11 protein-coding genes are annotated in these 13,328 nt (G+C 67.6%); 7 read left to right on the top strand and 4 right to left on the bottom strand.

Features of this window, described 5'->3' with window-relative positions; genetic code table 11:
* Positions 1 to 88: 88 nt before the first annotated feature.
* Positions 89 to 433 carry a hypothetical protein gene (locus ACEN8U_RS07095; RefSeq protein WP_014971853.1) on the bottom strand — a complete coding sequence of 115 codons (345 nt, stop codon included), beginning with the start codon at positions 431 to 433 and terminating at the stop codon, positions 89 to 91.
* 156 nt (positions 434 to 589) lie between these two features.
* Here ACEN8U_RS07095 and ACEN8U_RS07090 point away from each other — a divergent pair, with 156 nt between their 5' ends.
* Positions 590 to 1,939: a DNA topoisomerase IB gene (locus tag ACEN8U_RS07090; RefSeq protein WP_310107572.1), complete on the top strand. Its 1,350-nt coding sequence runs from the start codon at positions 590 to 592 to the stop codon at positions 1,937 to 1,939.
* 99 nt (positions 1,940 to 2,038) lie between these two features.
* On the opposite strand, the gene ACEN8U_RS07085 is transcribed toward ACEN8U_RS07090, so the two are convergent.
* Positions 2,039 to 2,275, bottom strand: a complete 237-nt coding sequence (locus ACEN8U_RS07085; protein ID WP_413656834.1) for a hypothetical protein — start codon at positions 2,273 to 2,275, stop codon at positions 2,039 to 2,041.
* 279 nt (positions 2,276 to 2,554) lie between these two features.
* On the opposite strand from ACEN8U_RS07085, the gene ACEN8U_RS07080 reads away from it, so the two are divergent.
* From ACEN8U_RS07080 to ACEN8U_RS07065, 4 genes are all read left to right on the top strand, one after another.
* Positions 2,555 to 3,070 carry a PRC-barrel domain-containing protein gene (locus ACEN8U_RS07080; protein WP_310107569.1) on the top strand — a complete coding sequence of 172 codons (516 nt, stop codon included), beginning with the start codon at positions 2,555 to 2,557 and terminating at the stop codon, positions 3,068 to 3,070.
* A 177-nt stretch (positions 3,071 to 3,247) separates the two neighbouring features.
* Positions 3,248 to 3,718 (top strand): DUF3175 domain-containing protein, encoded by a 471-nt coding sequence (locus ACEN8U_RS07075; protein ID WP_310107567.1) that lies wholly within the window; start codon positions 3,248 to 3,250, stop codon positions 3,716 to 3,718.
* Between the two features lie 155 nt (positions 3,719 to 3,873).
* A complete protein-coding gene (locus tag ACEN8U_RS07070) occupies positions 3,874 to 5,193 on the top strand; it encodes a cation:proton antiporter (RefSeq protein WP_310107565.1) in 1,320 nt (439 codons plus the stop codon).
* A gap of 48 nt (positions 5,194 to 5,241) precedes the next feature.
* On the top strand, positions 5,242 to 5,814 hold the full coding sequence (locus tag ACEN8U_RS07065; protein ID WP_310107563.1) for an FUSC family protein: 573 nt from the start codon (positions 5,242 to 5,244) through the stop codon (positions 5,812 to 5,814).
* Between the two features lie 56 nt (positions 5,815 to 5,870).
* Here ACEN8U_RS07065 and ACEN8U_RS07060 read toward each other — a convergent pair whose 3' ends face one another.
* Positions 5,871 to 6,848 (bottom strand): AraC family transcriptional regulator, encoded by a 978-nt coding sequence (locus ACEN8U_RS07060; RefSeq protein WP_310107561.1) that lies wholly within the window; start codon positions 6,846 to 6,848, stop codon positions 5,871 to 5,873.
* Between the two features lie 117 nt (positions 6,849 to 6,965).
* Between ACEN8U_RS07060 and ACEN8U_RS07055 the strand changes: the two genes are divergently transcribed.
* The gene (locus ACEN8U_RS07055) at positions 6,966 to 7,316 is read left to right on the top strand and encodes a carboxymuconolactone decarboxylase family protein (RefSeq protein ID WP_310107559.1); all 351 of its coding nucleotides are present in this window, start codon (positions 6,966 to 6,968) and stop codon (positions 7,314 to 7,316) included.
* A 9-nt stretch (positions 7,317 to 7,325) separates the two neighbouring features.
* Here ACEN8U_RS07055 and ACEN8U_RS07050 read toward each other — a convergent pair whose 3' ends face one another.
* Complete coding sequence (locus tag ACEN8U_RS07050) at positions 7,326 to 8,375, bottom strand: aldo/keto reductase (RefSeq protein ID WP_310107557.1); 1,050 nt, start codon at positions 8,373 to 8,375, stop codon at positions 7,326 to 7,328.
* Between the two features lie 240 nt (positions 8,376 to 8,615).
* Here ACEN8U_RS07050 and ACEN8U_RS07045 point away from each other — a divergent pair, with 240 nt between their 5' ends.
* On the top strand, positions 8,616 to 13,184 hold the full coding sequence (locus tag ACEN8U_RS07045) for a DEAD/DEAH box helicase (protein WP_310107556.1): 4,569 nt from the start codon (positions 8,616 to 8,618) through the stop codon (positions 13,182 to 13,184).
* Positions 13,185 to 13,328: the final 144 nt, after the last annotated feature.

The following is a 13,328-nucleotide window of genomic DNA, read 5'->3' as shown; positions in this document are numbered from 1 at the left end:
CCGATGCGGCTGCACGGCCCGTCGGACGGGGCGTACAGCGCCGCAGCCGTCTGTCATGCGTGTGTCATCCATGCGTGACGCGGTCGCATCACAGGCCGCTCGGGTCCTCGTCGAGGCCCTCGGCATCGTCCGCGCCCGGCGGCGTCACGATGCGATCCGGCTCGATGTCGCGATCCGGGTCGAGCGTCGAATCGCCGTCGGCCGACGCGCGCTCGCCGGTCCCCGCGCGATCGGTGTCGCTGCCGAGTTCCAGCTCACCCGTTTCGAGCGCGTGATTGTCGAGCTCCGTGTCCACGTCGAACTCATGCCGCTTTTCGCCGGCGACATCGCTGCCGCTATCGGACGAATCGCTCGGTCCCAACGTGCCCGTCGTGCCGGAGGTTTGCTTCACGACCTGTTGCGGCTCTTCATCGGGATTCAGCGTACTGCTCATGGCGCTCTCCTTTGTTGGGTTGTGGATTGATACGTATGACGTTCGTCGCAAGGACCGTTCCGCCCGCGGCATGCCGACCCCGCGGCCAGGCACCGGGCTTGCTCCGCGCCATCACTGGCGCCATGCGCTTCACGCTTGAAAGTTCTACCTGGAAAGATGGCTACAACGAAAAGCACCACTCAGAACGGCCCCGCATCGCCCGACGACAGCGCGAAGCAGGCCGCGCCCGCCGCCATGCCGCCCGGTTTGCGCCATGCCGACGACAGCAAGCCCGGCTACACGCGCAAGCGCGAGAAAGACGGCTTCGCCTATTTCGATGTCGAAGGCAAACGCATTGAAGACGAGGCGGAAATCCAGCGCATCAATTCGCTCGCGATTCCGCCCGCTTATGAAGACGTCTGGATCTGCCCTGACCCGCGCGGCCATATCCAGGCCACCGGCCGCGATATGCGCGGGCGCAAGCAGTACCGTTATCACCCGCGCTGGCGCGAAACGCGCGACGCCGACAAGTACGAACGAATGGCCGAATTCGGCCGCGCGTTGCCGCGGATTCGCGCTCGCGTGGCGCGCGACCTCGAATTGCCCGGCATGCCGTGCGACAAGGTGATCGCCGCCGTCGTGCGGCTGCTCGACACGACGCTCGTGCGCATCGGCAGCGTCGAGTACGCGCGCGAAAATCAGTCATACGGCTTGACGACGCTGCGCAAGAAGCATGTGAAGGTGGAAGCTGGGCAGCTGCGCTTCAAGTTTCGCGGCAAGAGCGGCATCGAGCACGACGTCACTGTCGACGACGCCCGCGTGAAGCGCATCGTGCGGCGCTGCGCGGAACTGCCGGGGCATGACCTGTTCCAGTATCTCGACGACGACGGCACCCGCCGAACCGTCGGATCCGCCGACATCAACGACTATCTGCGCCGCGCGAGCGGCGCCGATTTCACCGCAAAGGACTACCGCACGTGGGCCGGCAGCGTCTATGCACTCGCGACGCTGCGCCGCCTCGTGTGCGAAAGCGCCGCGGAGGCGCGCCGCCATATCGTCGCGACCGTCAAGGAAGTGGCGAGCCTGCTGCGCAATACGCCCGCCGTGTGCCGGCGCTGCTATATCCACCCCGCCGTCATCAGCGCGTTCGAAGCCGACGAATTGCAGAGCCTGCCCCCGGGGCAATCCAGACGCGGGCTCAAGGTCGACGAAGTGGCGTTTGCCGCCCTGCTCGCGCATGCGGAAAAGCGCGCGGCGAAGCTTGCGCGTCAGGCGGGCGCAAAGGGCCGCAAGCTGCGCGAGGCGCAGGCTGCGGACAGCATCAACGGCTCGATTTCGACGCTGCTGCAGAAGTCGCGTGCCATTCGCAAGCAGGCGAACAAGGCAGCTGTGGAAGCCACAGGCGAGAAAGCCGGCCGCGGAGCCCGCGCGAAAGTCGCTGGAAAAACCCGCGCGCGGACCGTGCGGCGCGCCGCCAGCGAGCACGCCGGCGCTACGCCGCGCGCGGAGAAGCCAGCCGTCAATTGACCGTTTTGACAGCGCTGCCGCAATAATTCGGCCTACGAATCAAGCTTCTTCCTCGAACGCGGCCATGACAAGCCATACGTCGCGCTCGCCGTCGCGGATTTAGGCGGCGAGCGCGTACGGGTCGCCCGGCTCGCAAACGCGCGCGAGGGCATCGTGCGCAATCTCGCCGTTTGCGAACACGTCTTCCGTCAACGGCCTCACTTCCCGTTTGCCCTCGAACATCCGCTGATCTCTGCGATACACGAGTGTCTGCGATTTCCAGTCACGAAAGCATTCGAGCACGTGCGCGAAATCGCCGCCGCAGATGTTCGACTGATAGTGAATTCTGTTGCTCATGATGATGTCTCCCGCAGTGCGTCGATTCATGGTGCTCACCCTTGATTGAGCATTCCCCATGCCGAGGACGCGTGCCGCGAAACCCGCGCGCGTTAGCAGCGGCGCAGGATTTTCAACCGCGCACGCATCATTTACGTGCGGGTTGGCGCGCGGGCAGCCCACCGCGGACGAAGCCGCCGCCGGATACCGCCATCGCGCCCCGCGAAGACTCGCCCGACGCGGCGAGGAACGCGCGTTGCTGCACCGTTCGTCACCCTTAACCTGCGAAGGAGGCAGATCATGGTCATGCAAAGTCGGACGCAAGGCATGGAAGGCGCGCGCATCGTCGGTAAAGGCAGCGCCACGGCGGAAGGCCCCGGCCCGGACGTCATGGCGGCAGACACGCTCGACGACAACCGGGTCCTCAGCAGCGACGGCGAGGATATCGGCAAGATCAAGGACATCATGCTGGACGTGCGCTCCGGCCGCGTTGCCTATGCCGTGCTGTCGAGCGGTGGTTTTCTCGGCATCGGCGACAAACTGCTCGCCATTCCGTGGCAGGCGCTCACCCTCGACACCGAGCAGAAGTGCTTCGTGCTGAACATGACGGCCGAGCGCGTGAAAAACGCGCCGGGATTCGACAAGGACCATTGGCCGTCGATGGCCGACACGACCTGGGCCACCTCGGTCCACCAGTACTACGGCAGCGAGCCGTACTGGAGCCGCGACCGCTTCGAGATGCGCGACGACGCCAGCATCGGCGACATTCCGGCGGGATCGTCGGACGCGCCTGAAACGGGCGGCGTCAAGCTCTAACCTTCGAGTCTGCGGCGAGGGCGTGAAGCGGTGCACGCTTCACGCCGCATGCCGGCGACGTGCCGGCATGCCGTGCTCGCGGCGAGCGCTGCGGCGTCCGGCGCACGGACCTGCACGGACTCTCGCGCGAATCGCATGACGCGAGCGCAGACACAACCTGACAAGGAGGCGCGTTTCATGGCTGCCCGCAAAGCCACCGGCAAGGCCGCCCGCAAGACGACCCGCAGCGGCGCCAGTAAAGCGGCGCGCCCGCAGGCGCGCGGCAAGGCGGGACGGCCGCCACGCCAACGCCATGCGCACGCGCATGCCGCGCAACGCAGGAAGGCGTCGCGCGCGCGTGTCAGCAAAAACAACGGCAAAAGCAGCGGCAAGAGCGGGCGCAAGTGGTCCCATCATGTGATGGAAACGAGCGATGCGATGGATCTCCAGCCGGACATCTTCAAGACCGGCAATGCAGAAGAGATTGCGCAATCGCTGAAGCAGTCGTCGACCCGAAGCCGACGCCGCAAAGGCACACCGTTCCAATCGGCGATGTCGATGCTCAATTTCTACATTAACCGCGCGGGCCGCAACCTGCCGAAAACTCGCCGCGCCACGCTGGAGCAAGCCAAGCGCAAGCTGCGCGAAGCGTTTGGACGCGCGCCCTGAAGCCGCATTCGTCCGCATCCATTCGCCGTTGTCCGCGTTCGTACGCGCCCTGACGCATCGCATGCGCGCGCGTGCGTTCACGCGATGCGTCAGGGCGCGCGTCCATCTACCCGGCCCGCAATGCGCCGTTCGCGTGCCGCCCTAATCGGATGCCCATGCACGAAACTCTGTGGTTCCTCATTGTCGGCGCGGTGCTCGTTTTCATGGGCCTCGCCGCGACGACCCTGCGCCGGCTGCCCGTCAGCGCGGCGATGGTCTATCTCGCGATCGGTTACGCGCTCGGGCCGCCGGGCCTCGGCCTGCTGCACCTCGACATGAGCGCCGACGCGCACCTGCTGCGCACCCTCACCGAAATCGCGCTGCTCGTGTCGCTGTTCGCGATCGGACTGCGCCTGCGCGTGGGCGTGCTCGACAAGCTGTGGACCGTGCCGCTGCGCCTCGGCTTTCTCGCGATGCTCGCAACCGTGCCGCTCCTCGCCCTCTTCTGCGTGTACGTGCTGCATCTCGGCTGGGGGCCCGCCATTCTGCTCGCCGCGATCCTCGCGCCGACGGACCCGGTGCTCGCTCACGACGTCCAGGTGCATAACCCGGGCGACCACGATCTGCTGCGCTTTGCGCTTTCCGGCGAAGGCGGCCTGAACGACGGCATCGCGTTGCCTTTCGCGATGGTCGGCCTCGCCTTTTGCGCGATGCACGGGGCCAGCGCGGGCGACGTGCTCAACCTGAAGCTCGTCGGCGCCGCCGCGTGGGGCGTGCTGGGGGCGATTGCCATCGGCGGTCTGCTCGGCTGGGCCACGACGCACGCGGTCGCCTGGCTGCGCATGCGCTATGCGCATGCACTCGGCCTCGAGGGTTTTTTCGCGCTCGGGCTGATCGGCCTGTCGTTCGGCGCGGCGCAACTCGCGCAGACCTACGGCTTTCTCGCGGTGTTCGCGGCGGGCGTGTCCATGCGCCGCGTCGAACATCGCGCGAGCGGCGGCAGCTCGCCGCGCGAGGCGATCGGCACGGTCGATTCCGCCGATGTCGAGGCGACCGCGTCCGATCCCGACAAGGCGCACGCGTTCATGACCGAATCGGTGCTCGGCTTTACGATCGAGCTTGAGCGCATCGCCGAAGTCATCATCATGGCGATGGTCGGCAATGTGCTCGCCACGTTGAGCGCGCCGCTCTTCACCTGGCACGCGTTTGCGCTCATCGTGGCGCTGTTCTTTTTCGTGCGGCCTGCTTCGGTGGAGTTGTCGCTGCTGGGCTCGGCCGCTTCGCCGACGCAACGGCGCCTGATGAGCTGGTTCGGCATTCGCGGCGTGGGCTCGTTCTACTACCTCGCGTATGCGCTCGAACACGGGCCCGCCGCCGACATCCAACCGTTGATGCCGCTCGCGCTCGCGGTGGTGACGGCTTCCGTGGTGATCCACGGCGTATCGGCGACGCCGCTGATGAACCACTACCGCCGGCTGCGTCGTCGCGAAAGCTAGAATACGGACGCCTTCGCCGCTTCCGCCTGCCTCCCACTTTTCCCGCCGATGACGCCCTCCGACCCTCCAGCCCGAACCCGACGCGCGAGCGCCGGCGAGTCGCTGTTCGCCTTTTTGAAATCGCTGCCGTTCGCCGAGCGGCTCGCCGAAGGGGGGCTAATGGCGTTCCAGGCGGTGGCGGGCGCGAGCCTCGCGTTTGGCATCGGCGAGGCGCTGCATACGGAGCAGGCGTTCTGGGCTGCGATTACCGCCATCGCAGTCAGCCAGCACAGCTATATCGACACGCGCAAGCTGTCGCGCGACCAGTTCATCGGCGCGATGGTCGGCGGTCTGTGCGGGCTCGCGGGCGCGACGCTCGGCCACGGGTATTTCGCGGCTTACGGCGCGACGGTGGCGGCGGCCATCGTGATCTGCTGGCTCGTCAACGTGGGCAGCGCCGCGAGACTCGGCGGCATTACCGCGACCATCATGCTGCTGGTGCCGGGCATCGGGCCCGCGTGGGACAAAGCGTTGCTGCGCCTCGGCGAGGTCACGCTCGGCACGGTGTGCGCGCTGGTGATCGCGTGGCTCATGTCGGTGGTGGAGAAGCGTTGGTTCGGTGCGCGAGGGGATGGGCGGTGAGCGGCGCATAGCTGGACGCCGGAGGCGGCGCCGTGCGCCGAGCGGCCGACGCTGCCTTATTGAGCGTGAGCGTCGGCCAGCTTGCCGTCGTGCGGCAGCCGCCGGTAGCGCCCCGGCGTCACGCCGACGTTTTGCTGGAACGCCTTGCCGAACGCCGCTTCCGATTGATAGCCGACCGCCTCGCCGATTTCCGCCGCGCTGCGCTGGGTCCGGCGCAGCAGATCGCAAGCGATCGTCATGCGGATCTGCGTGAGGAAGTCCATCACCGTCATGCCGGCGCGTTCGTTAAAACGCCGCGCGTAAGTGGCGCGCGACATCGCGGCCAGCTCGCCGAGTTCGGCGATGGTCCACGCCCGCTCCGGCGCGCCGAGCATGCCCTGCACCGACGACGCCAGACGCGGATCGGCGAGCAGCGCCAGCATGCCGGGCGCCGCCCCGGCCGCCTCGCCGTGCACGCGTAGCGCCATCGTGAAGAGCGCATGGCTCAATGCGGTGACGATGGCAAGCGCGCCGGGCCGGCGTTGACCGGCTTCGTCGCGCATGAGCCCGATGAGCGCCTGCAAGGAGCCGAGCGCGTGCGTGCCGCCGAGCGGCACATGGAACGGATCCGGCAGCGCGTTCAGCAACAAGGCCGACGAACCCGGCGTGTAGACGAAGCGGCCGCAGAGCAGGTCGAGGTCGGATTCGATCGTCGTGCTGCTCGCGAGTTCGTCGCTCCCGCCTGGCTGGTTGTGTTTGATGGGCAGCAGCCCGTCGTGAGTGATCGCGAGCGGCGCGGCGGCCGCGCGGCGCTGTGTATCTCTCACGCGATGCGCCGCGCCGCGTGGAAACATCATGAAATCGCCGGTGTGGAGCGGCACCTGGGCACCGTCCGCCGTCTCCACGACACATTGCCCGCCGAGCACCAGATGAAACGGTGCGATGCCCGGCTCCATCGGCGCATGGTCGACGTCGAATGCGCCGGCGAGCAGGCAGCGCAGATCGAGGCTGGCCTGCGGCCGGGCGAGGTCGAGCAATCGGCTGAGCGTGTCCATGAGACGTCCGCGCTAAAAGTTGAGCCCACCGAGTATTCAGGATATCGCCGCAGGGCGCAATACTGTGTCCCACGACGCCGGCAACCGCCGGCGCGCAACAGACGAAGGAGCAGTACCATGCTGAACTGGATCGAATACCGGAAGGAACTGTTTGGACGCATCGGCGAGATCGGCAAGCTGTCGCCGGACACGGTGAAGGGTTATCAGGCGCTGTCGGGAGCGGGCCAGAAAAACGATCTGCTGGGCGCGAAGACGCGCGAACTGATTGCGCTCGCGGTGGCGGTCAGTTTGCGCTGCGACGGCTGTATCACCGTGCACACGGCTGAAGCGCTGAAGCATGGCGCCACCCGCGAGGAAATCGCGGAAGCCCTCGGCGTGGCGGTCGCGATCAATGCCGGCGCGGCGATGGTTTACTCGGCGCGGACAATGGATGCGGTGGCGGCGTATTCGGCGGGGGTGGCGGGTTAAGCCTTCCCCTCACCCCACCCGCCGCGCCTCCTCCAGCTGTTTGCGGCGCGCCTCGCCCTGGCGCGCCAGCATCCAGCCCGGATACTCCGGAGGCAAGGCGCTGACTCCATCGAGCTTCGCCAGCTCATCGGCGGTGAGCGTAACGCCCGTGGCCGCGATGTTGTCGTCCAGTTGCTCGACCTTCTTTGCGCCTACGATCACCGAGCTCACCACCCGCTGGTGCAGCAGCCAGGCGAGCGCGATCTGCGCGACCGACGCGCCTTTGGCCTCGGCGATCTCGCGCATCGCGTCGATACAGCCGTACGCGCGTTCCCGGTCGACCGGCGGGAAGTCGAACGTCGTGCGCCGGCTGCCCGCCTCGCCCTGCTGCTCGCGTCCGTACTTGCCACTCAGCAGCCCGCCCGCGAGCGGACTCCACACCATCAGCCCGAGCCCTTCGCTTTGCAGCATCGGCACGAGTTCGCGCTCCAGGTCGCGGCCCGCGACCGTGTAATAAGCCTGCAGCGTCTCGAAACGCGCGAGCCCCAGTCGCTCGGCAATGCCAAGCGCCTTCACGATCTGCCACGCCGCCCAGTTCGAGACGCCGACATAGCGCACGTGGCCGTGCTGCACGAGCGTATCGAGCGCACGCACGGTTTCCTCGATCGGCGTGGCCGGGTCGAAACCGTGAATCTGGTACAGGTCCACATGGTCGAGCTGCAGGCGCTTCAGGCTCGCCTTTATTCCGTCGATGATGTGATACCGCGACGCGCCGCGCGCATTCGCAAACTCGCCGGTCGGACCGAACACCTTGGTGGCGACCACCACCTTGTCGCGCGGCACCTTCAGGTTTTTCAGCGCCTGGCCGGTGATCTGCTCGGAAAGGCCTTCGGCGTAGACGTCGGCGGTATCGATGAAATTGATGCCCGCGTCGAGCGCCCGGCCGACGAGCCGCTCGGCGTCCGCCTGCTGCAAGTCGCCGATCTGCTTCCACATGCCTTCGCCGCCGCCGAAGGTCATCGTGCCCAGACACAGCTCTGAAACAAAAATCCCGGTACGCCCAAGCTGGTTGTATCGCATTGTCGAAACTCCATCGTGGATGAGTGGACAGGTGAGCCGTACAGAGTACTGCAATCGGCCGGCTTCAGCAGGCGAGCGGCCCGCGCGCCGAAAAGCGCACGCGGCGCGGCGGCGCCTCCCCGGCGTTTGGCAAATCCCGCGAAAACCTGCGAGACTGACTTCGGATCCTGCGGCCCTCACGCAAACACACGGACCCGGTGTGGTCTGGATATCGGGCCTCGCGCCCCCATCTGATCGCGTATGAATTCAGCCACCAACACGACGGCCGCGACGGCCGCCACCGCCACCGCCACCGCCACCGCCGACCCGCCGCGCGAGCTCGCGGTCGCGCCGTCGCCTGACCGCAGCCCAGCGCATGGCGCCCTGGCCGGCTTTCATCCCGCCGTGGCCGGCTGGTTCCTGAAGACTTTCCCCGCGCCGACCGACGCGCAAGCCGCCGCGTGGCCGCCCATCCGCCAAGGCCGCTCGACGCTCGTCGCCGCGCCGACGGGCTCCGGCAAAACCCTCACCGCGTTCCTGTCCGCCCTCGACGATCTGGTCCAGCAAGGCCTCGCGGGCAACGGCGCGCTGCCCGACGAAACGCTCGTGGTCTACGTGTCGCCGCTCAAGGCGCTCTCCAACGACATCCGTCTCAATCTGCAGATGCCGCTGCAAGGCATCGCCGCGGAACTCCACGCGCGCGGGCTGCCGCCGCTCGACATCCGCACCGCCGTGCGCACCGGCGACACCACGCAGCAGGAGCGCAACGCGCTGAAAAAGCGCGCGCCGCACATTCTCGTCACCACGCCCGAATCGCTCTATGTGCTGCTCGGCTCGGATTCGGGCCGCCGCATGTTGTCGACGGTGCGCACGGTAATCGTCGACGAAATTCATGCGCTGGCCGGCAGCAAGCGCGGCAGCCATCTCGCGCTTAGCCTCGAACGGCTGGATGCGCTGTGCGGACGGCGTCTGCCGCGCATCGGCCTCTCCGCGACGCAAAAGCCGGTGAGCGCGGTTGCACGATTTCTCGTAGGAGGCGCGAGTGTCGACAGCGAGATGCCGGCCGATTGCGCGATCGTCGATGTCGGCCATATCCGCGAGCGCGATCTGGCGCTGGAGATTCCGCCCGTGCCGCTCGAAGCCGTCATGCCGAACGAAGTGTGGGAGCGCGTCTACGACCGCCTCGCGGAACTCGTCGCGCTGCATCGCACGACGCTGATCTTCGTCAACACGCGCCGCATGGCCGAGCGCGCGGCGCGTCACCTCACCGAGCGGCTCGGCAAGGACGCCGTCGCCGCGCACCACGGCAGCCTCGCCAAAGAGCATCGTTTCGACGCCGAGCAGCGGCTCAAGCGCGGCGACTTGCGTGTGCTGATCGCCACGGCTTCGCTGGAACTCGGCATCGATATCGGCGACGTCGACCTGGTCTGTCAAATGGGTTCGCCGCGCGCCATTGCGCCGTTCCTGCAACGCGTGGGGCGCTCGGGCCATCATGTGGGCGGCATGCCGAAAGGACGGCTCTTCCCGACTTCGCGCGACGACCTGATCGAATGCGCGGCGTTGCTGGATTGCGTGCGGCGCGGCGAGCTCGACGCGCTGCGCATTCCGCGCGCGCCGCTCGACGTGCTTGCGCAGCAGATCGTCGCGGAGGTCGCGAGCGCCGAATGGAGCGAAGACGCCCTGTTCGAACTGATGCGCCGCGCCGCGCCCTATGCGAACCTCACGCGCGAGCAGTACGACGCGGTGCTGCGCATGCTCGCCGAAGGCTACACGAGCCGCCATGGGCCGCGCGCCGCCTATATTCACCGCGACGTGGTGAGCGGCACCTTGCGCGGCCGGCGCGGCGGCAAACTCGTCGCGGTCACGTCGGGCGGCACGATTCCCGAAAACGCGGACTATGCGGTCGTGCTGGAGCCGCAGGCGATCCCTATCGGCACGGTCAATGAAGACTTCGCGGTCGAAAGCCTCGCGGGCGACGTGTTCCAGCTCGGCAACGCGTCGTACCGGATTCTGCGGATCGAAAGCGGCCGGGTGCGAGTCGAGGATGCGCAAGGCCAGCCGCCCAACATCCCGTTCTGGCTCGGCGAGGCGCCCGGCCGCAGCGACGAGCTGTCGTTCGGCGTCGCGCGGCTGCGCGAGCAGATCGGGCGCCTGCTGGCAGCGGAACCCGCCGACGCACGCCCCGCCGCGGCCGCCACCGCCAACGCGGCCGGCGAATCCGCCGACGCGCCCAACCCCATGCCCACGCGTCTCGAACGCGCGATCGACTGGCTCGTCGCCGAACTCCGCCTCGATGAAGCCGCCGCGCGCCAGATCGTCGACTACCTTGCCCGAGCTCGCGCCGCGCTAGGCGTCTTGCCGACGCAGGACACGCTCGTGATGGAGCGTTTCTTCGACGAATCCGGCGGCACGCAGCTCGTGATTCACGCGCCGTTCGGCAGCCGCGTGAACCGCGCGTGGGGCCTTGCGCTGCGCAAGCGCTTTTGCCGCCAGTTCAACTTCGAACTGCAAGCCGCGGCGACCGAGGACGCGATCGTGCTGTCGCTGACCGGCAGCCACTCGTTCGTGCTCGACGAAGTGTGGCGCTATCTGCATTCGAACAGCGCCGAGCATCTGCTGATTCAGGCGCTGCTCGACGCGCCGCTTTTCGGCGTGCGCTGGCGCTGGAACGCGACCACCGCGCTCGGCCTGCCGCGCTACACCGGTGGACGCAAAACCGCGCCGCAATTGCAGCGCATGCGCAGCGAGGATCTGCTGACGAGCGTCTTCCCCGAGCAGGCCGCGTGTCTGGAGAACGTGGTGGGCGAGCGCGAATTGCCGCGTCATCCGCTCGTCGACCAGACCGTCGACGACTGCCTGCACGACGCGATGGACAGCGAGCGCTGGATCGCGTTGCTGCGGCGCATAGAAAGCGGCGACGTGCGGCTCGTCGCGCGCGATCTCCCGGCGCCCTCGCCGCTCGCCGCCGAAATCCTCAATGCGAAGCCCTACGCGTATCTCGACGACGCGCCGATCGAGGAACGCCGCACGCAGGCTGTGCTGAACCGCCGCTGGACCGATCCGTCGAGCGCCGACGACCTGGGTGCGCTCGACGCCGACGCCATTGCCAGCGTGCGCGAAGAGGCGTGGCCGCAAGCACAGAGCGTCGACGAAATGCACGAGGCGCTCACGGGTCTCGCGTGCATCACCGAAGCCGAGGCGCGCGGCAACGAAGGCTGGCCGGAATGGCTCGCAGCGCTTGCGCAAGCCGGCCGCGCGACGCGTCTGCCCATCGCCGCCGACGCCGCCCTGTGGCTGCCCGCCGAACGGCTGACCTGTTTCGCCGCGCTTTATCCCGACACGAACGGCCCGCGCTTCACGCCGCCGCTTAACGCACCAAAGGGTTTCACCGACGCGTGGAGCGCCGACGACGCCCTGCTCGACGTGCTGCGCGCGCGGCTCACCGGTTTCGGCCCGCTGCCCGCGAGCGCGATTGCAGACGCGCTGCGGCTGCCAGAGACCTCGGTCGAACAGGCACTCGGACGACTCGAAGCCGAAGGCTATGTGATGCGCGGCCGCTTCACCCGCCAGGCGACCGCCGACGAATGGTGCGAGCGGCACCTGCTCGCGCGCATTCACCGCTACACCGTCAAGCGTTTGCGCCGCGAGATCGAGCCGGTGGAGCGGCACGATTTCATGCGCTTTCTGTTCGAATGGCAGCATCTGACGCCGGATACGCGCAGCGAGGGCCGCGACGCGCTGGCGGCCGTGCTGGATCAGCTGGAAGGCTTCGAGGCCGCCGCCGGCGCGTGGGAGGAAGACATCCTGCCGGCGCGCGTGAAGGCGTACGCCAATACTTCGCTCGACGAACTATGTCGTGCGGGCAAGATCGTCTGGACGCGGCTCACCGAGCGCTCGCGCAGCGCCGCCGGTCCGGTGCGCAGCACGCCTGTCGTGCTGCTGCCGCGCGCGCAGGTGCGCGCCTGGAGCGCGCTGATCGATCCGGCGCGCCAACCGGAACTGTCGGCGCGGGCGCAAGCGGTTCACGACCTGCTCTCGGCACATGGCGCGATGTTCTTCGACGAACTGCTGCACGAGCTTCGCGTCTTGCGTATCGAGCTGGAAAGCGCACTCGGCGAGCTGGTGGCGGCCGGTCTCGTGAATTCGGACAGTTTCGCGGGTCTGCGCGCGCTGCTGAAACCGGCCGCGAAACGCAATGCGTATGCAGGCAGCCGGCGCGCGCGCTCGACGGCTTTGATCGGAGGAATGGACGACGCGGGACGCTGGGCGCTCGTCAACCGGCGCACTTCGCTGGCCGCCGGCGCGTCGGCCAGCGATGCCAAAGCGGACGCGCCGGCGCAATCACCGCTACAACGGCGTTCATTACCGCCGGAAATTCTCGAACACGTTGCGATGACGTTGCTGCGGCGCTACGGCGTCGTTTTCTGGCGTCTTCTCGCGCGCGAAGCCGACTGGCTGCCGCCGTGGCGCGACCTGCTGCGTGTGTATCAGCGGCTGGAGGCGCGCGGCGTGATCCGCGGCGGACGTTTCGTCAATGGACTCGCCGGCGAGCAATTCGCGTTGCCGGAAGCGATTCCCTTGTTGCGCGAAGTACGCAGGCATGCGAACGATGGTGCTTTTGTCTGCGTCGGCGGCACCGATCCGTTGAATCTGGCGGGCACGCTGCTGGTCGGCGAACGCGTGCCGGCTGTGGCAGGCAACCGCATTCTGTTTCGCGACGGCATTGTGGTAGCCACGCTCGTGGCAGGCGCTTTCTGGTTCGAGGCGTCGGTGGAGGCGAACCCGGCGGAACGCGAGCAGGCGCGCAGCTGGCTCACGCGGCGGTTCTAAACGTCGGTTCCAGGCGCCGGTTCGAAGCGCCGCTTCCGGCGCCCCGCCGCATGCGTCGCGCGTAAAAATCCCCGCCCCGCATTTTTCGAAGCGCTGCTTTTACCGATTCACACGCGCGACAGACGAACTCGCGCCATAGATGTT

This window comes from Paraburkholderia phenoliruptrix, assembly GCF_047325075.1.
Taxonomy (GTDB): domain Bacteria; phylum Pseudomonadota; class Gammaproteobacteria; order Burkholderiales; family Burkholderiaceae; genus Paraburkholderia; species Paraburkholderia phenoliruptrix.
This window is presented reverse-complemented; position numbering and strand designations above follow the sequence as displayed.